Origin of the sequence: Paraburkholderia sp. A1RI-2L (assembly GCF_048957375.1) — a bacterium.
Lineage (GTDB): Bacteria > Pseudomonadota > Gammaproteobacteria > Burkholderiales > Burkholderiaceae > Paraburkholderia.
The window spans coordinates 258,724-277,550 of record NZ_JARBTA010000001.1; the positions used below are offsets into that span (position 1 = coordinate 258,724).

An 18,827-nucleotide genomic window follows, 5' to 3' on the forward strand; every position below is an offset into this window, starting at 1 on the left:
GCCTCGAAGGGCACCGGGCCTCGACCAATAAGGGATACATTTGGATACGCTGCTGCATTTCGCCACTTTGGTCCTGCACATTGACCAGTTTCTAGGGGACTTCATCCACCAGTATGGCGCCTGGGTTTATGCGGTTCTGTTCCTGATCGTGTTTTGCGAAACCGGGCTTGTGGTGCTGCCATTCCTGCCCGGCGATTCGCTGCTGTTCATCGGCGGCGCGTTCGCGGCCTCGCACGAGATGAACCTCGGCCTGCTGATTGTCTTGCTGGTCGTGGCGGCGGTCTCCGGCAACACGGTCAACTATCTGATCGGCCATGCCATCGGTCCGAAGGTGTTCAATACGCGCATTCCCGTGCTCGAACGTTTTCTCGATCGCGCGGCACTGCAAAAGACCCACGACTTCTACGAACGCCACGGCGGCAAGACCATCGTGCTCGCTCGCTTCATTCCGGTCGTGCGCACCTTCGCGCCGTTCGTCGCGGGCGTCTCGCAGATGAGCATGCGACGCTTCCAGTTCTTCAACATTGCGGGGGCGCTGTTCTGGGTGCTGCTGCTCGTGCTGCTCGGCTTCTTCTTCGGCAACATTCCGTTCATTCGCCAGTATCTGAACGTGATCGTGCTCGTGGGCATTGGCGCGGCCATCGTACCGGTTCTCATCGGCGGGCTGTGGAAGATGATGCGCAAGAGCGGGCGCGACAGCGCCATGCGCGGGCCGAACGGCAACCGCAACTAACCGCGGCGGCGCGTCGGCGCAGCGCGGTCGAGCGTGACGGTGGCCCGGCGGCCGCCGCTCCAACAAAAAAACGGCATCGCCCGCGAGGACGATGCCGTTTGTTCTTGCGCGCCGTGGCGCGGTGCGCTTAACCCACGTGGCGAATGATCGACGGCGTTTCCGGCGTCGGATAGCCCGCGCCCCGGAAGGCCTCGACAATCGCGCGGTTGGTGTCGAAGTACACCTGCCAGTAGTGGTCGTTGTTCGTATAAGGCCGCACGCACAGGAGCGGACCTTCGGGCGTGAACGACAGCACCTCGACGTCAGGCGCCGGATCCTGCGCGACGTTGGGAATTGCCGCGATCACGGTGCGCAGCCGGTTGGCGGCATCGACGGGGTCGACGCCGTTGGCGATCTTCGCGGTGAGCTCGACACGGCGCACCGGCGTGGCGCTGAAGTTCGAGATGGTGTCCGAAAAGATCTTGTTGTTGCCGACGATGTTCACGACGTTGTCCGGCGAGATGATGGTCGTGCCGAAGATGCCGAGTTCCTTTACGGTGCCCGTCACGCCGCCGGCCGTCACGAAGTCGCCGACCTTGAACGGGCGCAGCACCTGCATGAAGACGCCCGCCGCGAAGTGCGCAAGCAGGCCGCCCCAGGCCGTGCCGATGGCGAGGCCGAGGCCCGCGAGCAGCGCCGCGAACGAAGTAGTCTGCACTCCGAACACCTGGAGAATCGCGAGGACCAGAAGCAGGTTCAGCAAGCCGCCGAGGATGGAGCCGAGGTAATGCGCGAGCGTGGGATCGACGCGCTGGTTGCGCGAGAGCACGCGGCGCAGCAAGCCGGTGATCAGGTGGATGACCCAGCGCCCGATGATCCACAGAACGATCGCCGCGACGACCTTGGTCCCGAAGTCGATGCCCCGGGTCATGACGAATGTGCGAATGGTTTCGAGATCCAAGATGTCCTCGCTTGAGACGTTGTTGATATGGTTATTGAGCCAGGAAAAAGAGGCGCTAATGGCCCCGCGCTGAGTTGCGGCGCTTTGTCGCACGTGCGCAGGTGCATTTATAGGTCAAGCGGCGAGGGCGTGCACCGAACGTGCCCGGGGCGCTGAGGGTTGACACCGGGCAGCGGGGGAGGGACGTGATGCTGCGCTAGTTCCGGTTCATGTGCAATGCATGATCGCCCGGCAAGAAGTAGAAAGTCTGGGTGTGACGGCGTGCTTACATCGGCAGCGTTGACTTGCTGTACGGCGACGTTTCGATCACGAGCGCGCCAGGCGGCGCTTTGCGCCGTGCGCTGCGCCGGCGCCAGACGCGCGCAAGGACGAACGCCAGCACGATCGCGAGCAGATAGGCGGCTGCGCGCGCAACGAACGTTTCGGCCGGCTTTTGGGCGCGCCACGGGCCGCCCGCATCGGCGAACACGAGAAACGTGAGCGCGGCGTCGAACACGAACGCAATGGCGATGATGCCGATGAACACGCGCGTGCCGCGCAGGTGCAGTTCAGGGCGCACGGCGCGGGCGATCGCGCATGCCAGTTGCACGGCGGCAAGCAGGGCGAGATTGGAGAGCAGGCAGCAGACGAAGATGTACATGAGACGTACCGGACAACGCACAAAAAGCGGCCGAAGTCCTGGTCGACGGCTCGCAAGCGGCGCGATCATGGCACGACGATGTTTCTCGAAAAATGGGCGCCGCGCGAGGGTTGTATCGGCGCAACGGGGTGCGAAACCCAGGGGCCGTGGCACAGGGGCTCGAGCGGCCGAAGCGCGTTCAGTACGCGTCGGCGACCAGCGTGCCGGGCGGCGTGCCGCTCGCGAGATAGTGGCTGAGCCACTGGCAGGCGGGTCCGGTGGCGGCGTCCGTGCGGTGGATCAGCGAGATGTTGTAGTTCACCGAGCCGCGATCCGCGAGCGTGATGCGCACGAGACGCCCCGCTTCGAGATCGGCCTCGACGAGATGGCGCGGCATCGACCCCCAGCCCAGCCCGGCGAGCAACAGGCGGTGCTTCGCGCCCAAGTCGCCTAGCTTCCACGCGCGGTTGCTGTAGACGCCGAAAGTCTGGCCGAGCGTGAGCCGGCTGCGGTCGGTCAGCACGAGCTGGGTGTGCTCGCGCGCGTCGGAGATCCGCACGGGCTGTGTGGCCTGCGCGAGCGGATGAATCGGCGCCGCCACCAGCACGAGCTCGACGGAGCCGATTGCGCGCGCCTCGATCACGTGAGGCCAGTTCTGGTTCGGCCCGCTGATGCCGATGGCACAATCGCCGTCGAGCACGAGCTTGAGCACGCCGCCGAGCGCCTCCATGGTGAGGTTCAGCGCCACGGTCGGAAAGGCCAGCGCGAACGCCTGCAAGGCCTCCACGAGCCGAGGCGATGGAAACATCACGTCCACGGCCACCGAAACCTCGCCTTCGAGCCCGCGCTGCAGGCCGGCCGCCTTGGCGTTAAGCTGACCCATCAGCAGATCGAGACGGCGCGCATCGGCGAGAATCGCCCGCCCCGCGGCCGTGAGTTCGGGCTTGCGCTTGCCGCGCACGAACAGGGCGACGCCGAGCAGCGCCTCCAGATTGGCGATCGTGTAGCTCACCACCGACTGCGCGCGGTCGAGCTGACGCGCCGCCGCCGAAAAGCTGCCGGTTTCCGCCACGGCAATCAGCGCGCGCAGTTGTTCGAGACTCGGCGAACGGTCCATGGACGCTCCAGGATCGACCTATCAAGAAAATGGATGGTAACGATCCATTTTAGACGATTGTTTGAATAGCTTACGCCAGTTAAAGTGCGCCCTTCCTTGTTGAGTATGTCCATGCCGATGAATCGCTCCGTCAAGTCCACTGGCCGCTACAGCGGCGTTGCCATGCTGCTGCACTGGCTGGTCGCCGCGCTGATCGTCTGGGGCTTCGCACTCGGATGGATCATGACCGATATCCCCGGCATCACGCCCACCAAGTTGCGCTACTTCTCGTGGCACAAGTGGATTGGCGTGACCGTGCTCGCGCTCGTGCTGGTACGCCTCCTGTGGCGCGCGACGCATCGCGCGCCCGCGTTGCCCGGCTCCATGCACGGCTGGGAGCGCGGCGCGGCGCACGCGGGCCACTTCGCGCTTTACGTGCTGATGATCGCGATTCCCGTGACCGGCTATCTCTATAGCTCGGCGGCGGGCATCCAGGTCGTGTACCTGGGCATCTGGCCGCTGCCCACGATCATCGGCCCCGATACGGCGCTCAAGGGCACGCTGCGGATCGTTCACGTCGCGCTCAACTACACGTTGCTCGCGGTGGTCGTGCTGCACGTGCTGGCGGTCATGAAGCATCAATGGCTCGATCGCCAGAATATCCTCGCGCGCATGCTGCCTTCGTTCGGCAAACCCGACAAACCCGGCACGCCGCGCGGCTAAGCGCGGCGTGCAGCTTCATCGTCGCTTTATCGACTTTTCACCGCTCACAGCGAACCGACTCTGCCCATGATCCAACGTCTCGCCTCCAAAGTTTCCATCGTCGCGCTCGGCGTGGCGCTTGCCGCCGGCGCGGCTTTCACCGCTTCGTTCGCCACCAGCGCGGATGCCGCTGCAGAAGCCGCGAAAAGCTCCGTCTCGGCCGTGTTCAAGCAGATGAACGTGCCGGTGGAAGGGCGTTTCAGCCGCTTTAACGCCGACGTGCATTTCGACCCGGCCAACGCCGCGGCATCGAGCGCGAAGCTCGACGTCGAGGTGGCGAGCTTCGACCTCGGCTCGCCCGACTACAACAAGGAAGTCGCCGGCGACGAATGGTTCGATGCCGCGCATTTCCCGCGCGCCACGTTCGTTTCAACGCAGATCAAGGCGGGCGCGAACGGCGCCTTCACGGCCGCGGGCAAGCTCACGATCCGGGGCAAGACGGCCGACGTTGTCGTGCCGGTGACGTACCACAAGGACGGCGCGAACCAGGTGTTCGACGGCGCACTGCCCATCAAGCGTCTCGCCTACGGCGTCGGCACGGGCGAGTGGAAGGACACGTCGATCGTCGCCGACGACGTGCAGATCAAGTTTCACATCGTGACCGCCGCGCACTGACGCGCGCCGGTTGTTCGTTTCAACCATTTCATCCGGCGTCTATTAGTACCGTATTCGCCGACTCATTCGTATCAGGACCACGCTTTCATGAAGACCACTCTTTTTGCCGCCGCTGCGCTGGCCGCCGCCATCGCCACGCCCGCGTTCGCAACGCCCACGACGTACAACCTCGACCCGTCGCACACGTTCCCGAGCTTCGAAGCCGACCACTTCGGCGGCGTCTCGGTCTGGCGCGGCAAGTTCACGAAGAGCTCGGGCACCGTCGTGCTCGACCGCGCGGCGAAGACCGGCACGGTCGATGTGACCATCGACGCTTCGTCCATCGAGACCGGCAACCCGGCGCTCGACAAGCACGTGAGCTCGGCGGAAATGCTCGACGCGGCCAAGTACCCCACCGCCGTCTACAAGGGCACGTCGGTCAAGTTCGACGGCGACAAGCCGGTCGAAGTGATCGGCACGTTCACGCTGCACGGCGTCACGAAGCCGCTGAACCTCAAGATCGATTCGTTCAAATGCTTCCAGAACCCGATGCTCAAGCGTGAAGTGTGCGGCGCCGACGCCAGCGCGGAATTCGATCGCGCCGACTACGGCGTGAGCTACGGCAAGGCCTACGGCTTCAAGATGGCCACGACGCTGCAGATCCAGGTTGAAGGCATCAAGGCGGAATAAGCGCGCCGCAAAGGTGCGCTAAAGCGAAAGCCCGTGCGTGTCATGCGCACGGGCTTTTTTCATGCGCGCGTGCAATGCCGGTGCAATCGGACTTACTGGATGGCTGCACCGGCGTGTGCTGGTCGCGGCTTCAACACGACATCGACGATGTGCGAATGCCATACGCCGCAGGTTGCCTTCACGGGCACCCAGGCGTACTTGCCGCGCACCTTGGCGAAGCCGCGCAGATGAACGAGCGTGTCGATGGGCGAGGCTTGCGCCATGGCCGAAGACGATACGCGTGTGATGGCGCCATCGGGCGTGGGCGTTTCGATATGCGCGGTGAGCGCACGGCGGTCCGGCACGAGCAGCGAATCGTAGCGCTGGCCCTGGCGCACCCACTCGTCGAGGGCGGCGACGCAGTTGATGACGACATCGGGCACGCTAAGGCGGCGCAGGTATTCGTAGTCTTCGGGCTGGGCTTGCATTTGCGCCTGGACGCGCAGACTGATCAGAAACAGCGCGAGCAGGGCGCAGGCGAGAGTCGAGAACTTCATGATCACATGGCCTGTGCGACGGGGAAGGGAACTGCGAAAAGCGGCACATCAAAGCAAAAAGCCCAGTCACGAGGACTAGGCTTTTTTATTCTTTGGTAGGCCGTACTGGATTCGAACCAGTGACCAACGGATTAAAAGTCCGCTGCTCTACCAGCTGAGCTAACGACCCAAAAGAGAAGCGGGAGTATAGCGAGCCTTTCCGCTTGTGTCAACCAGCGCTCGCGCAGTGGCGCTTACTTGAGCTGTGACAGCTTGCTCTGTGCCGTCTGCGCCACCTCCGAGCCGCTGTACTGCGAAACGATCTGCTCGAGCGTGCGCCTGGCGGCAGCCTTTTGCCCCTGCTCGATCTGATTGTTCGCAATCGCCAGCAGCGCATCCGGTGCGCGCGGATGTTGCGGATAATTCTTGACCACGTTCTGCCACGTCGCGGTCGACCCCTTGTAGTCCTTCAACGCGTAGAGCGCATTGCCGAGCCAATATTGCGCGGTCGGCTGATAGGGGCTTTGCGGATACTTCGAGATGAAGCTGCGGAACGCCGATGCAGCCTGCTTGAAGTCGCCGTTGCGAAACTGCTGCGAAGCGGCGTTGAACGCTTCCGTCTCACCGGGTTGCACGGTGCCCTGCATGCCATCCACGGTTTGCTGCTGCGGCTCGAACTTCTTGAGACGCGTATCCAGGTCCGTGTAGTAGTCCTTCTGTTGCTTCTGCAGGGTGGCCAGCTGGTTCGCCATGTCCTCGTTCTGTCCGCGCAACGTCGCGACCTGCTGGTTGAGCTGGTCGAGGTGGTTGGACTGATCGAGGATCGTGCGCTGGGCAGCGGACAGCTGGCTAGACAGATTGTCCGTTTTCGCGCGCAGGTCGAGAATCGCCTGGCGCGCCTGATCGTCATCGAAGAGACCCGCGTGAGCCGGCAGCGACGCGAACGCGCTTCCGGCTACGCAGGCGGCTGCGGCTACCCGCAGTAGGGAGAAACGGTGCGACATACGCCCCTTCATCCAATGCTCAATTACTGTTGGTACACGAGGTCAGCACGGCGGTTCTGCGACCACGATGCTTCGTCGTGGCCTGCCGCGACCGGCTTTTCCTTGCCGAGGCTCACAGCTTCCATTTGCGAATCGCCCACGCCGTCGAGCGCGAGGACCTTGCGGACAGCTTCAGCACGCTTTTGGCCCAGCGCCAGGTTGTACTCGCTCGAGCCGCGCTCGTCGGTGTTGCCCTGGATCAGGACGTGACGCTGCGGATGCGTCTTCAGGTACTGAGCGTGAGCTTGCAGCAGCGACTGGTAGTCGTCCTTGACGCTGTAGCTGTCGAAGTCGAAGTACACGCTGCGCTTGGCGAGCGGGCTGTTCGGGTTGTTCAGCTCGTCGACGTTCACCTGGGCAACGGCGTTCGGGTTCGGCTGGGTGTTCATTGCGCCGGCGTTTTCGTTGTCGGTCTTGACGCCCGACTTACATGCGGCCAGCGCACCGACCATCATGACGGCCAGGGCCAGGCGGACTTTATTCGACTTCATTTTTTCTCTCCTGAAGTGTTATTGCATAAAAGGACCCCAGGACGGCTCGCGTACGACGCCGCCCTGAACGGACAGAACTTGCCGCGTCCGACCATCGGTCGATACAGCAGCCAGCACGCCACGGCCGTTCACCTGAGTGGCGTAAAGAATGTACTGACCGTTCGCCGCGAAGCTTGGCGATTCGTCATGTGTCGTGTCAGTGAGCGCCGTGGAGACGCCCGACTGCAGATCTTGAATGTACAGCTTAAACCCGCCGCCCGTGCGCGAGATGTATGCCAGCTCCTTGCCGTCCGGGCTGACCTTCGGGCTCGTGTTGTAGTTGCCGGTGAACGTCACGCGTTGTGCCGCGCCCGCGCTTTCGCCCTGGGCCGGCATCTTGTAGATCTGCGGCTGGCCACCGCGGTCGCTCGTGAAGTAAATCCAGCGTCCGTCAGGAGAGAAGGTGGGTTCGGTATCGATCGTCGTGCCTTGCGTGAGGCGGCGCAGGCCGGAACCGTCGGCGTTGACGGCGAAGATCTGCGTGTTGCCCGTGCGCGACAGTGCGACGGCGAGCGTGCGGCCGTCCGGCGACCAGGCCGGCGCCGAGTTGTTGCCCTTCTGGTCGGAGATCATGACGCGCCGCCCCGTGGGCAGGTCATGTACGTAGACGATGGGCTTTTTCTTTTCGAATGAAACGTAGGCGACCCGGGTGCCGTCAGGCGACCAGGCCGGAGAAATGATGGGCTCGGGGCTCGAGAGCGCGATGTGCGCATCTTGTCCGTCGGAGTCCGAAATCTGCAGCTGGTAGCGGTTACCCGTCTTGATCACATAGGACAGGCGCGTGGCGAACACGCCGCGGTCGCCGAACAGCTTTTGATAGATATAGTCCGCAACCTTGTGCGCGCTCATGCGCAGGCCGCTGGGTGGGCTTTGCAGCACGAGGCCGCCGAGGCTGTCGCCTTTCACCGTGTCATACAGCTTGAAGCGCACTTCGTACTGGCCGTTCGCGAGCTTGTTGACGCTGCCCGCCACGAACGCGTTAGCGCCCTTGGCCTTCCAGCTGCCGAGGTCGACCGAGTCGCTTTCCGAGACCGGGGCGCTGCCTGCGTCGATGTTGGTGAATTTGCCGCTGCGAGCGAGGTCGGCGCGCACGATGGCGGCGACTTGCTGCGGGGAGTTCGCTTCGCCGGCGAAATTTGCCGTGGCGATGGGGAACTGGGTGGAGCCCACGCCGGTGACGAGGACGTTGAGTTGTGCGTTCGCTGCGCCGCCGACTGCAATCAGGCAAGACGCGACGAGAGTTCGCAGGCCAAGCTTCGTCATCAAACTCATGCTGTGCTGTTTCCTGAAAAAGCGATTTTTGTCACACCGTGCAACAGCAGACAGACCGGGAAACGTTCGAATCGTTCCTTGATCCGCTGCCGTGCGACGGCTTCCTTGTGCCCCGATGGGCGCCCTTAACTTGCCGGGCGCAAGGTAATTTTAAAGTTCGACGGCGTTTTGCCATCCGTGTCGACCGGCATGGGATCCGAGCGCTGCACGGCGCGCAACGCCGCGTCGTCCCACTGCGAATTGCCACTGCTGCGCGAGATGGTGGCCGAAAGCAGCGTGCCGCTTGGCGAGCAGTGCACCGAAATTTCGGTTTCCAGGCCTGCTGTCTCGCCGGCCCAGATGATGTTCGGACGCACACGACGCCGCACCTTGTCCGCATAACCCGGCGAAGCCGCGTTGCCGCCCGAGCCGCTGCCGGTGCCGCTTTTCGCGAGACCGTTGCCGCTCGTGCCCGCGCCGCCGCCCATCGAGCCTTGCATCTGCGCGATGCGCGCGCGCCGCTCGGCGTCGAGCTTTTTCGCCTGTGCATCGGCTTGCGCCTTGGCCTTGGCGGCCTTTTCGGCGTCGGCCTTCTTCTGCGCGTCGAGCTTCGCCTGCTTTTGCGCCTCTTCCTGCGCCTGCTTCTTCAGCGCTTCCTGTTGCTTGAGCTTTTCGACGGCGGCTTGCTGTTGCTGTTGCTGTTGCTGTTGCTGTTGCTTGAGCTTCGCTTGCTTCTGCTGCAGGGCGAGCTGTGCGGCCTGCTGGGCCGCGAGCTGCTGCTGGCGCTTTGCCTCTGCTTCCTGCTGCGCCTTCAGGCGCTTCTGCTCGGCCAGTTGAGCTTCGCGCGCCGCTTCTTGCTGCTGCTTACGCTTTAACTGTTGCAGCGCGATGTCGGCCTCTTCCGTTTGCGGCGGAGGCGGGGCAGGGGCGACCGGTGCGGGCGGCGGCAGAGGCCGCGGCGTCGACAGGTCGGGCACCTCGGTCCAGAGTTCCGCCTCTTCACCCGCCGGTGTGCTGTTCTGCCAGCGGATGCCGTGGTAGAGGAACAAGCCGAGCAGCACGTGCATGACCACGGCGAGCGCGAGCGCACGTCCCGTGCCTCGCTCGCGCGGAGGCTGCAGCGGATACGTATCTTTGTTCCGGATCATTGCGATTTGACGAGCAGTCCGACACGTTTGACGCCGCGCGACTTCAGGTCGGACATCACGTTCATCACCGTCTCATACTTGACGGACTTGTCGGCTGCGATCACGACGGGCTGGTCCGGATGGCTTTGCTCGCGCTCCATGACGAAGCCGTTGAGGTCGGCGCGCGACATGTTTTGCTGCTGCGTGGCGCCGGAGTCATCCTTGTAGCGTACGCTCAGATTGCCGTCGGGGCGAATATTGACCACGACGGGCGGCGTCTGCTGCTGCTGGCTTGCGCCGCCAACAGTGGGCAGATTGACGATGGACGGCGCGACCAGCGGCGCCGTCACCATGAAAATTACGAGCAGCACCAGCATCACGTCGATATACGGCACGACGTTGATGTCGGCCATCGCGCGGCGCGAGCGGCTGCCTCGCATGCTCGAACGAACTGAGCCTCCCATCTTCGACTCCTTGGCTAGCTGGTGAAGATTAGTGGGCCTGACGTTGCAGGATGTTCGAAAATTCTTCGATGAACGTTTCGAAGCGGATCGCGAGGCGGTCGATGTCGTGCGCGTAGCTGTTGTACGCGACCACTGCCGGGATGGCGGCGAACAGACCGATCGCGGTGGCCGTCAGCGCTTCGGCAATGCCGGGCGCGACGTTCGCGAGCGTGGCCTGCTGCACGTTCGCGAGGCCGCGAAATGCGTTCATGATCCCCCAGACCGTGCCGAACAGACCAATGTACGGGCTCACCGAGCCCACCGACGCGAGAAACGAGAGGTTGGCCTCGAGCGCGTCCATTTCGCGCTGGAAGGCTGCGCGCATGGCGCGACGCGCGCCGTCGAGCACGAGGCTCGGATCGTTCAGGCGCTTCTCCTTGGCCTTGAGGAATTCACGCATGCCGGACTCGAAGATACGCTCGAGTGCGCCGATCGTGTGACGGTTGTTCGCCGCGCTCTGGTAGAGCGCCTGCAGGTCGCCGCCCGACCAGAATTCGCGCTCGAACAGCTCGGTCTGCGTGCGCGCGCGACGGATGGCAAACCACTTGCGGAAGATGAAGGTCCAGGAAATCAGGGACAGCAACAGGAGCAGTCCCATCACCGCCTGTGCCAGTACGCTCGCATTAAGAACGAGAGAAAGGATCGACAGATCTTGTGTAGTGTTCATAGAGGTTTTTGATTACGTCCCGGAAGGGGCGAGCGGCTGCAAGGCAACGCAAATCTTTCCGAAAGGTCAAGGAAAGACGCCGCGCCCCGCAGCCAAACCCAGTCAGGTCTTGAATCGACCGACGCGAGTTCACTGGCGTCGTATCAACGACAATTACCGCGGCGCCGTTGACACAGCCGGCAAGACTTTCTTCATACCACGCTCCAAAGCTTCAAAAACGTGGTCAGGAATGGCTGCAGGGCGCATTTCTGCACCATTCACGCAGGCAACGCGAATCTTTCCGCTGACTAACAACGTGTCGCCGCGCCACGCGGTCTGCATGAAATCGACCGAGACGCGGCCCAGCTTGGCCACCCGGGTCACGATCGTCACGACGTCGTCGAGGCGGGCAGGCGACTTGTAGTCGAGCGTGGTGTTGCACACGACGAACAGTTCGCCCGACTCCTCGGCGAGCTTGCGCTGGTCGACGCCGCACGCGCGCAGCCATTCGGTGCGCGCGCGTTCGAAGAACTTCAGGTAGTTCGCATAAAACACGATGCCGCCTGCGTCAGTGTCTTCGTAATAGACGCGTACCGGCCAGGTAAAACCGGCTGCGGCCTGTGATGGGGTCGCATCCGGAGTGCGGGTAGATCTTTCCATGCCGCGCATTCTACCGGAACGCGCTGCGCTTACGCCGTTCGTACGACTGATGGCGAAGCGCAAACGCAGGGTTCAGCCGCGGTGGACGCTGAGGCCGGCAAAGGACTGCGCGACCGGCATCAGTTCGATCCTGTTGATGTTTACGTGCGCGGGGCGCGTGGCGACCCAGTAGATGGAATCGGCGATGTCCTCGGGGGTGAGCGGTTGCACGTCCTTATACATATTGGCGGCTTTTGTCTCGTCCCCACGAAAGCGCACGTTGGAGAACTCCGTGCCGCCGCACAGGCCCGGCTCTATATCGGTCACGCGCAGCGCGGTGCCGGCGAGGTCCGCACGCAGATTGAGGCTGAATTGGTGCACGAAGGCCTTGCTCGCGCCGTACACGTTGCCGCCCGCATACGGCCAGTTGCCTGCAGTCGAGCCCAGATTGACGATGTGGCCTCGGTTGCGCGCCACCATGCCGGGCAGGAACGCGCGCGTCACCCGCACCAGACCGGTGCAGTTGGTGTCGATCATGGTCTCCCAGTCGCCGAGATCGGCTTTGTGCGCGGGTTCGACGCCCAACGCGAGGCCGGCGTTGTTGACGAGCACATCGACGTCGGCGAATTCGGGCGGCAGCGCGGCGGGCGCGGCCTCGACGGCGGCGCGGTCGCGCACGTCGAGCTCGACCGGCAGGAGGGCGTCTCCCAGTTCCGTGGCGAGGGCGTCGAGTCGGTCCTTGCGGCGTGCCGTGGCGACGACGCGGTGCCCGCCCTTGACAAAGGCTCGGGCGATGGCGGCGCCGAATCCTGCGGATGCGCCGGTGACGAAGACGATCATGATTGCTCCCTGGTCGGTGGAACGCGAAGAAAGGGGAGAGCCTACTTGTAATGCGGTGCTGCGGCAAGGAAGCGTCAGAACACCGGCGAGCCGGGCGGCGGCGGGCTTTGGGGAGGACGCGCGCAGGCCCGTCGGGCGCGACAGGCGGCGCGCGCCGCAGCGGCCCGCCAGGTTGCCTATTCCGGGCGCATCCAATACACTAACGCGCTCAATCCCTGCGTGACTGGCGATAGGGTCCCCAAATGGCAATTGCTGTAATAATTGCCCTTTAAGCTGCTTGTGTTGGACACGGCGTCTGGCGCGGCGCGGCTCGAACGGGGGCTCAAGGTGGAACGACCCACCGTGAAGCGCAGGGTGCCGTTTTGCCGTTCGCCTGGGCAGCCAGAAATCGTGCGCTTCTTCAAGCGCTGCTAGGCCTTTATCGGCCGTGGCTGTCCTGCCTCGCGTGTGCGGCACCTTCTTCCGCCACGTCAAGGCTGGCCTTTTCGCCAGCAGCGCCGCGTACCCGCTACGCGTTCCGCGCGAGACCCGGTCAACCTGAACACACTTAACGGAACCCGTATGTTTGACAGAGCCGAAAGCACCATCGCCAACGTCGATCCCGAACTCTTCAAGGCGATCGAACTCGAGAACCGCCGCCAGGAAGAGCACATCGAGCTCATCGCGTCGGAGAACTACACGTCGCCCGCGGTCATGGCCGCGCAGGGTTCGCAGCTCACCAACAAGTATGCCGAAGGCTATCCCGGCAAGCGCTACTACGGTGGCTGCGAGTACGTGGATGTGGTCGAGCAGCTCGCGATCGACCGTGTGAAGGAACTGTTTGGCGCCGAAGCCGCCAACGTCCAGCCGAACTCGGGCTCGCAGGCCAACCAGGGCGTGTTCTTCGCCATGCTCAAGCCCGGCGACACCATCATGGGCATGAGCCTCGCGCACGGCGGCCACCTCACGCACGGCTCGCCCGTGAACATGTCGGGCAAGTGGTTCAACGTCGTGAGCTACGGCCTGAACGAAGCCGAAGACATCGATTACGACGCCGCCGAAAAGCTCGCGCAAGAGCACAAGCCGAAGCTGATCGTGGCGGGTGCATCGGCATTCGCACTGCGCATCGACTTCGAGCGTCTGGCGAAGATCGCCAAGTCGGTTGGCGCATACCTGATGGTCGACATGGCTCACTATGCGGGCCTGATCGCTGCGGGCGTCTACCCGAACCCGGTGCCGTTCGCCGACTTCGTCACCACGACCACGCACAAGAGCCTGCGCGGCCCGCGCGGCGGCGTGATCCTGATGAAGGCCGAATTCGAGAAGCAGATCAACTCGGCGATCTTCCCGGGCATCCAGGGCGGCCCGCTCATGCACGTGATCGCGGGCAAGGCGGTGGCGTTCAAGGAAGCGCTCTCGCCGGCGTTCAAGGAATACCAGCAGCAGGTGGTCGAGAATGCGCGCGTGCTGGCCGAAACGCTGGTCAAGCGCGGCCTGCGCATTGTCTCGGGCCGCACGGAAAGCCACGTGATGCTGGTGGACCTGCGCGCGAAGAAGATCACCGGCAAGGCTGCTGAAGCCGCGCTGGGCGCCGCGCACATCACGGTGAACAAAAACGCGATCCCGAACGACCCGGAAAAGCCGTTCGTGACGAGCGGCATCCGCCTGGGCTCGCCGGCCATGACCACGCGCGGCTTCGGCGTGAAGGAAGCCGAGCAGGTGGGCAACCTGATTGCCGACGTGCTGGACAACCCGGAAGACGCCGCAACCATCGAACGCGTGAAGGCGCAGGTGGCCGAGCTGACGAAGCGCTTCCCGGTCTATCGCTGATCCGGACACCCACGCATCATGCGCTGCCCTTTTTGCCGGCACGAAGACACGCAAGTCGTTGATTCGCGCGTGTCCGAGGACGGTGCCGCAATCCGGCGCCGCCGCCGCTGCCCGGCCTGCGACAAGCGTTTCACGACGTACGAGCGGGTCGAGCTGGCGATGCCGGCCGTCGTCAAGAAGGATGGCAGCCGCACGGAATTCGACCGCCGCAAGATCATGGCGAGCATGCAATTGGCGCTGCGCAAGCGGCCCGTTGCTGCCGACGCGATCGACGCGGCGGTCGCCCGCATCGAGTATCAGCTGCTCGGCAGCGGCGAGCGCGAGGTGCGCAGCGAGCGCCTTGGCGAGCTCGTCATGGCGGAGCTGCGCGAGCTCGACACGGTTGCGTTCGTGCGTTTTGCCTCCGTGTACCGGCGCTTCGAGGATGTTTCCGAGTTCGAGGACGTCATCGAAGAGTTTCGTCGCGCAAGCGGCGCTGCCACGCCCCCCAAAAAGCGCTGAGCGCCCGCACGATTCCTCTGAACGCTTGCGCGTTGCCTTCGAGCGCTTGCGCGTTTTCCTTCCTCGCATTTCCTCCTCTCCCTGCCGTTGCCTGTGACCGTTGTAGTGTCGCGTGAAGGCCGTGCGCACATAAGCTGGCCGTTCGGCTAATTGTTCCGTTTCCTGTGCTTCCGTAGAGTGACTGCAATTCCTCGACGATAAGGATTGCAGATGAAATACGCCGGCTTCACGCTGATCGAAACAATGGTCGTCATCGTCCTGCTCGCCGTGTGCGCCACCGCAAGCGCGCCCGTGTTCGTAGCGTGGCGCGTGCGCGATCAGGTCGACGCGCGTGCGAACGCATTGCTCGGCACGCTCTCTTATGCGCGCAGCGAGGCGATCCGGCGCAAGGTGCGCGTGAGCGTGTGCCGGATCGACGCCGCCCGGCACTGTCTTGCAGCCGGGAAGAACTGCCCGTCCGGGCGTGCCGATTGGTCGTGCGGCTGGGCCGTGATGGCCGAGCGCGCGGGTATGTCGTTGTTGCTGCGTGCGCAGCCGGCACTCGATGAGATCGCTGTGGCGTCAGGCCTGACGGCGCTCACATTCACGCCTCCCGCGGGGCAGACGATCGGCAGTTTGCGCAATTTCGAGATCGCGCCGCGCGCCGCCGCGCCTTCCATGCGTGGCACCGGATGGCGGCGCTGCATCCGCGTGGCGGCGGGCGGGCGTGCGCGCGTGAGCGACGGGGCATGCGGGGCGGCGTCATGAGCGCGCGGAGCAAGGGTTTTAGGCGTGGTCCGCGTATCGGGCGCGGTGTGGCTTTGCTCGAAGTCGCGCTGGCGATGGCGCTCATGTCGATGTGCGGACTCGGCCTTCTGGGCGCGCAGCTCGGTCTTGCGCGGCATGCGGTAGTCGCTGCGGCGCGGGCGCGAGCCGCATTCGCCGTCGACGCGATCGCCGAGGCTGCGCTGGCAGGCACCGCGCCTCGCGATCAATGGAAGGCGCGTGCTGCTATCGTCGTGCCCGAGGGGCGCGCAACCGTGGCCAGCGCGGCGGACACGGCCTCGCTCGTGGTGCTGACATGGGCCGCCTTGCGCGATGAGGCCGCGCCACGCGCGCAGCCATCCGCTGATGGGTGCGAAAACGCCCAATCCGGCGGCGCCGGGCTGGCACAGGGGCGAGCCTGCATCGCGCTCGCGTTCGTCCAATGAGGCGCGTTTCCTTGCGCTTGCGCGCCGGTGCCGGGCACACCCTGCTCGAATTCACGATCGCCGTGGCGCTCGGCCTCGTTGTGATCGCGGGCGCGCTGGCCGCATATCGTTCGCAGCGCCAGGCGTTCGCGGCCGCAATCGACGCTGCCCGCATCCATGACGCAGGCGTGAACGCGCTGATCCTCATGGGCGAGCAGATCCAGATGGCCGGGTTCGTGGGCGCCGACGGTCGAGAGGGGCTCGGTGGCCCACCGATCTTTGGCTGCACTGCTGGGCGTCCTGCCGGCACACATGCGAGTTTGACGTGCGAGGCGCTCCCGAATCGCTCGGATGGCTTCGAAGTGCGCTATCGAGGCGACGGCGAGTCCACCTGGCCTGCCGCGAATGGTCAGGTCACCGACTGCCTGGGGCAGGCGGTCGGACCGCCCCCGACCGAGGTGCTCAACCGCTTTCATGCAAAGACGAGTGGCTCGACCGGCGAGCCTGAACTCTACTGCGAGGGCTCAGGTAAAGCCGGCACGGCGCAGCCGCTCGTGGAAGGCGTCGAGCGCATGCGCGTGCGCTACTGGCTGGCCGGCGCCGCGCAAGCCCTGGATGCTGCTGCCATTTCGCACGATCAGTGGGCCTCGGTCGTCGCCGTCGATCTATGCGTGCTCGTGCGCGGGGCGCCGTTCGCGCAGCGCGTGCGCTACGTCGATTGCGAAGGCGTATCGGCCGGCGCCGTCGACGGTCGCGCGCGGCAGGCGTTCTGGCGTCACGTTGTGCTGCGCAATGTGCTCGCGGCCGGCTCATGATCTGCGCGGCGCGGCGTTCGCAGGGTGGGCGTCAGGGGCAGCGGGGCACCGCGTTGCCGGTCGTTTTGCTGATCGTTTCGATGATGCTCGCCACCTCCGCAGCGTGGTTCGAGGGAGTGCTATTCGCGGCTCGCAACACCAGCGCCGTCATCGACCAGATGCAGTCGTTCCGCGCCGCCGACGCAGCGCTTGTTCTGTGTTCACGCGCACTGGTCGACGGCGCGACGATAGCGCTCCCCACTCCGGCGCAGTCGGGCGAGCCGCAGGACTGGCGACGCCAGCAGGCGTTCGAAGCGCGGGCCACGACACCCGTGAGATCGTGGCCCGGTTCCGCGAGGCCACCGCAGTGCCTCGTTGAGGCGTGGCGTATCGAGGCGCGGCCGACGGTGCGAGCGTTTCTTGTCACGGCGCGCGGGTTCGGCGCTACCGACGATGCGCAAAGCTGGTTGCAAATGCAGCTTGTCGTGGAGGGCATGCGCATCGAGCGCCATTGGCGGCGTGTCGTTGCCCAGCCGTTTTGAGGGCGATAAAGGGGAGAAAGATGTCGCGCCGTGAGCGTGCTTTTACCTTGCTGGAACTGGTCATTGCGCTGGCCGCAGTGGCCATCGTGGCGGCTTTCGCGTTGCCAGGCTGGCGCAGTCAGCTCGCGCGCGGGCATCGGATTGACGCCGTCGCGGCGCTCTATCGCGCCGCGCAATACATCGAAGCGCAAAGCCCATTGCCGGCTTCATTGCCCGCGGGTATGGATCAGGCGCCGCCAGCGGGAGCGGCGGTTTATCGGCTGAAACTTTCGGCGGCGGACGAAATGAACGGCGGTTACACCATTGTGGCCGCGCCTGTGCCGGGCGGCCCGATGCGCGATGACCCGTGTGGGGCGTTCGTGCTCGATGCAAATGGCTCGCGCGGCAATCAGATGCCGGGTGCGGATGCGGCCGCGCTTGCGGCGGCTCCCGGTGCGCGCGATTGCTGGAGCGGGCGTTGAGCGGCGCCTCAGCCGGTGATGTCGTCTTCTTCGGACGCGTAGCGTCGTGCGCTGCCGGCTGGCGCGCCGCGCTGGCGACGCACCTGTTGCCAGATACGCCAGGCCTCCCACGCCGTGAGCGCCAGGCCGCCCCATTTCACGACCGGCCTGGCGGCCGAGGCGACGCTATCGCGCAGCGGCTTGGCCAGCACGAGCGAGGCGAGAGAGCTCAAGAGCGGATACTGCTTGAGCAGATTGCCGAATCCGGCGCCCGCGCGACTCGCGCCAACGTTGCCGAAACCCGGCACGAGAAAGCGCAGCCAGCTAAAGTGCGTGATGGTTTCGCGCAATTCGACAACCGAAGCAGCCATTTCGGCGCGCTCGACGCTCGCGCGCACGATCAGCAGCTCCTTGCGCAAGGCTCGCAGCTGCGGTGTCGAAAGATCGCGGCTACGCGTGCGAGAAGGGCGAAAGGCATTGTCCGATCGGGGTTGGCTCATGGTGTCGACTCGCGGCAGGCGGTTGGCGGGCGGGGGCTAGGGCTTGCGAAGGATTTCACGATCCTTTTCGAATTCTTCGAGCGTCGCTTGGAATACCGGCGGCGCGTTGCGCAGGACATTGCGCGCCTTCAGCCCGCAGAAGAGCGCACCGAGCGCATAGACGGCCGTGATCCCGGCGAGCGCCTGCCAGCGCCAGGTGTCCCAGAAAGCGATCGCGACGAGCGCGGTCAGCGCGATCAGCGCCATGGTCCCCAGCAGCATCGCCGCGAGTCCGAGGAGGAGCATGCCGAGCAGGCGTTCCTTCTCCTCTGCCAGTTCGATGCCGATCAGCTCGAGCCGCGTATGAAGCATCGCGAACGCGGAGCTGAGAAGGCGGCGCGCCGCTCCATGTTCGTGTCGCTGCGATTGGGTGTCTGTCGTCATGGCGAATGCGGTTGGCGCCCACGCGCGTGCGCGAGGCGAATGCGCGAAAAAAAGCGCCCAGAAAAGACAGGCCGGTGCAGCGCACCGGCCTGCCAGCTTGTGGTTTGGCGTGGGGTGCGGC

The 18,827-nt window shown here is 64.7% G+C and carries 25 protein-coding genes, 1 tRNA gene and 1 riboswitch; of the genes, 11 read left to right on the forward strand and 15 right to left on the reverse strand.

Translation table 11 applies throughout. From position 1 onward, the window contains the following. Positions 1-40 precede the first annotated feature (40 nt). Positions 41-733 carry a DedA family protein gene (locus PWP93_RS01160; RefSeq protein WP_421024649.1) on the forward strand — a complete coding sequence of 231 codons (693 nt, stop codon included), beginning with the start codon at positions 41-43 and terminating at the stop codon, positions 731-733. A 127-nt stretch (positions 734-860) separates the two neighbouring features. Here PWP93_RS01160 and PWP93_RS01165 read toward each other — a convergent pair whose 3' ends face one another. The 3 genes from PWP93_RS01165 to PWP93_RS01175 all read right to left on the reverse strand — a co-directional run bounded on the left by PWP93_RS01165 (position 861) and on the right by PWP93_RS01175 (position 3,409). After that, a complete protein-coding gene (locus tag PWP93_RS01165; protein ID WP_421024648.1) occupies positions 861-1,673 on the reverse strand; it encodes a mechanosensitive ion channel family protein in 813 nt (270 codons plus the stop codon). Between the two features lie 265 nt (positions 1,674-1,938). Continuing rightward, positions 1,939-2,313, reverse strand: coding sequence for a hypothetical protein (locus PWP93_RS01170; RefSeq protein WP_421024647.1), 375 nt, complete (start codon positions 2,311-2,313; stop codon positions 1,939-1,941). A 178-nt stretch (positions 2,314-2,491) separates the two neighbouring features. After that, positions 2,492-3,409: a LysR family transcriptional regulator gene (locus PWP93_RS01175; protein WP_421043166.1), complete on the reverse strand. Its 918-nt coding sequence runs from the start codon at positions 3,407-3,409 to the stop codon at positions 2,492-2,494. Positions 3,410-3,526: 117 nt separating this feature from the next. Here PWP93_RS01175 and PWP93_RS01180 point away from each other — a divergent pair, with 117 nt between their 5' ends. The 3 genes from PWP93_RS01180 (at position 3,527) to PWP93_RS01190 (ending at position 5,434) form a co-directional block, all read left to right on the forward strand. Further along, on the forward strand, positions 3,527-4,111 hold the full coding sequence (locus PWP93_RS01180; protein WP_421025260.1) for a cytochrome b: 585 nt from the start codon (positions 3,527-3,529) through the stop codon (positions 4,109-4,111). Positions 4,112-4,177: 66 nt separating this feature from the next. Next, on the forward strand, positions 4,178-4,765 hold the full coding sequence (locus PWP93_RS01185) for a YceI family protein (protein WP_421043167.1): 588 nt from the start codon (positions 4,178-4,180) through the stop codon (positions 4,763-4,765). Between the two features lie 87 nt (positions 4,766-4,852). Beyond that, on the forward strand, positions 4,853-5,434 hold the full coding sequence (locus PWP93_RS01190) for a YceI family protein (protein ID WP_421043168.1): 582 nt from the start codon (positions 4,853-4,855) through the stop codon (positions 5,432-5,434). A 92-nt stretch (positions 5,435-5,526) separates the two neighbouring features. Here the strand turns inward: PWP93_RS01190 and PWP93_RS01195 are convergent, their stop codons facing one another. The 10 genes from PWP93_RS01195 to ydfG all read right to left on the reverse strand — a co-directional run bounded on the left by PWP93_RS01195 (position 5,527) and on the right by ydfG (position 12,528). Next, positions 5,527-5,970: a BspC domain-containing protein gene (locus tag PWP93_RS01195; RefSeq protein WP_421043169.1), complete on the reverse strand. Its 444-nt coding sequence runs from the start codon at positions 5,968-5,970 to the stop codon at positions 5,527-5,529. Between the two features lie 93 nt (positions 5,971-6,063). After that, a tRNA-Lys gene (locus tag PWP93_RS01200) sits at positions 6,064-6,139 on the reverse strand. Positions 6,140-6,203: 64 nt separating this feature from the next. Then, positions 6,204-6,953, reverse strand: a complete 750-nt coding sequence (gene ybgF / locus PWP93_RS01205) for a tol-pal system protein YbgF (protein WP_421043170.1) — start codon at positions 6,951-6,953, stop codon at positions 6,204-6,206. Positions 6,954-6,976: 23 nt separating this feature from the next. Next, a complete protein-coding gene (gene pal / locus PWP93_RS01210; RefSeq protein WP_421024641.1) occupies positions 6,977-7,483 on the reverse strand; it encodes a peptidoglycan-associated lipoprotein Pal in 507 nt (168 codons plus the stop codon). An 18-nt stretch (positions 7,484-7,501) separates the two neighbouring features. Next, on the reverse strand, positions 7,502-8,794 hold the full coding sequence (tolB, locus tag PWP93_RS01215) for a Tol-Pal system beta propeller repeat protein TolB (RefSeq protein ID WP_421024640.1): 1,293 nt from the start codon (positions 8,792-8,794) through the stop codon (positions 7,502-7,504). A 125-nt stretch (positions 8,795-8,919) separates the two neighbouring features. Next, the gene (gene tolA, locus PWP93_RS01220; RefSeq protein WP_421043171.1) at positions 8,920-9,921 is read right to left on the reverse strand and encodes a cell envelope integrity protein TolA; all 1,002 of its coding nucleotides are present in this window, start codon (positions 9,919-9,921) and stop codon (positions 8,920-8,922) included. Then, complete coding sequence (gene tolR, locus PWP93_RS01225) at positions 9,918-10,364, reverse strand: protein TolR (RefSeq protein ID WP_129562710.1); 447 nt, start codon at positions 10,362-10,364, stop codon at positions 9,918-9,920. Before tolR ends, tolA begins: the two co-directional genes overlap by 4 nt. Before the next feature lie 28 nt (positions 10,365-10,392). Continuing rightward, positions 10,393-11,070, reverse strand: a complete 678-nt coding sequence (gene tolQ, locus PWP93_RS01230; protein WP_213299831.1) for a protein TolQ — start codon at positions 11,068-11,070, stop codon at positions 10,393-10,395. A gap of 153 nt (positions 11,071-11,223) precedes the next feature. After that, a complete protein-coding gene (gene ybgC / locus PWP93_RS01235; protein ID WP_421043172.1) occupies positions 11,224-11,718 on the reverse strand; it encodes a tol-pal system-associated acyl-CoA thioesterase in 495 nt (164 codons plus the stop codon). Positions 11,719-11,781: 63 nt separating this feature from the next. Then, positions 11,782-12,528, reverse strand: a complete 747-nt coding sequence (gene ydfG, locus PWP93_RS01240) for a bifunctional NADP-dependent 3-hydroxy acid dehydrogenase/3-hydroxypropionate dehydrogenase YdfG (protein WP_421043173.1) — start codon at positions 12,526-12,528, stop codon at positions 11,782-11,784. Positions 12,529-12,737: 209 nt separating this feature from the next. Next, positions 12,738-12,914, forward strand: a riboswitch (ZMP/ZTP riboswitch). A 175-nt stretch (positions 12,915-13,089) separates the two neighbouring features. Here ydfG and glyA point away from each other — a divergent pair. From glyA to PWP93_RS01275, 7 genes are all read left to right on the forward strand, one after another. After that, positions 13,090-14,337, forward strand: a complete 1,248-nt coding sequence (glyA, locus tag PWP93_RS01245) for a serine hydroxymethyltransferase (RefSeq protein ID WP_421024635.1) — start codon at positions 13,090-13,092, stop codon at positions 14,335-14,337. 18 nt (positions 14,338-14,355) lie between these two features. Beyond that, positions 14,356-14,838, forward strand: coding sequence for a transcriptional regulator NrdR (nrdR, locus tag PWP93_RS01250; protein WP_035522065.1), 483 nt, complete (start codon positions 14,356-14,358; stop codon positions 14,836-14,838). Positions 14,839-15,048: 210 nt separating this feature from the next. Further along, positions 15,049-15,585, forward strand: a complete 537-nt coding sequence (locus tag PWP93_RS01255; protein ID WP_421043174.1) for a GspH/FimT family pseudopilin — start codon at positions 15,049-15,051, stop codon at positions 15,583-15,585. A gap of 47 nt (positions 15,586-15,632) precedes the next feature. Beyond that, on the forward strand, positions 15,633-16,028 hold the full coding sequence (locus tag PWP93_RS01260) for a hypothetical protein (RefSeq protein WP_421043175.1): 396 nt from the start codon (positions 15,633-15,635) through the stop codon (positions 16,026-16,028). Next, positions 16,025-16,822, forward strand: a complete 798-nt coding sequence (locus PWP93_RS01265; RefSeq protein ID WP_421043176.1) for a PilW family protein — start codon at positions 16,025-16,027, stop codon at positions 16,820-16,822. Before PWP93_RS01260 ends, PWP93_RS01265 begins: the two co-directional genes overlap by 4 nt. Then, a complete protein-coding gene (locus PWP93_RS01270; RefSeq protein ID WP_421043177.1) occupies positions 16,819-17,343 on the forward strand; it encodes a pilus assembly PilX family protein in 525 nt (174 codons plus the stop codon). Before PWP93_RS01265 ends, PWP93_RS01270 begins: the two co-directional genes overlap by 4 nt. Before the next feature lie 20 nt (positions 17,344-17,363). Beyond that, complete coding sequence (locus PWP93_RS01275) at positions 17,364-17,804, forward strand: type IV pilin protein (RefSeq protein WP_421043178.1); 441 nt, start codon at positions 17,364-17,366, stop codon at positions 17,802-17,804. An 8-nt stretch (positions 17,805-17,812) separates the two neighbouring features. Here the strand turns inward: PWP93_RS01275 and PWP93_RS01280 are convergent, their stop codons facing one another. Both PWP93_RS01280 and PWP93_RS01285 read right to left on the reverse strand, forming a co-directional pair. Continuing rightward, on the reverse strand, positions 17,813-18,283 hold the full coding sequence (locus PWP93_RS01280) for a DUF3318 domain-containing protein (protein ID WP_421043179.1): 471 nt from the start codon (positions 18,281-18,283) through the stop codon (positions 17,813-17,815). 36 nt (positions 18,284-18,319) lie between these two features. Continuing rightward, on the reverse strand, positions 18,320-18,706 hold the full coding sequence (locus PWP93_RS01285) for a phage holin family protein (protein ID WP_421043180.1): 387 nt from the start codon (positions 18,704-18,706) through the stop codon (positions 18,320-18,322). Between the last annotated feature and the right edge of the window lie 121 nt (positions 18,707-18,827).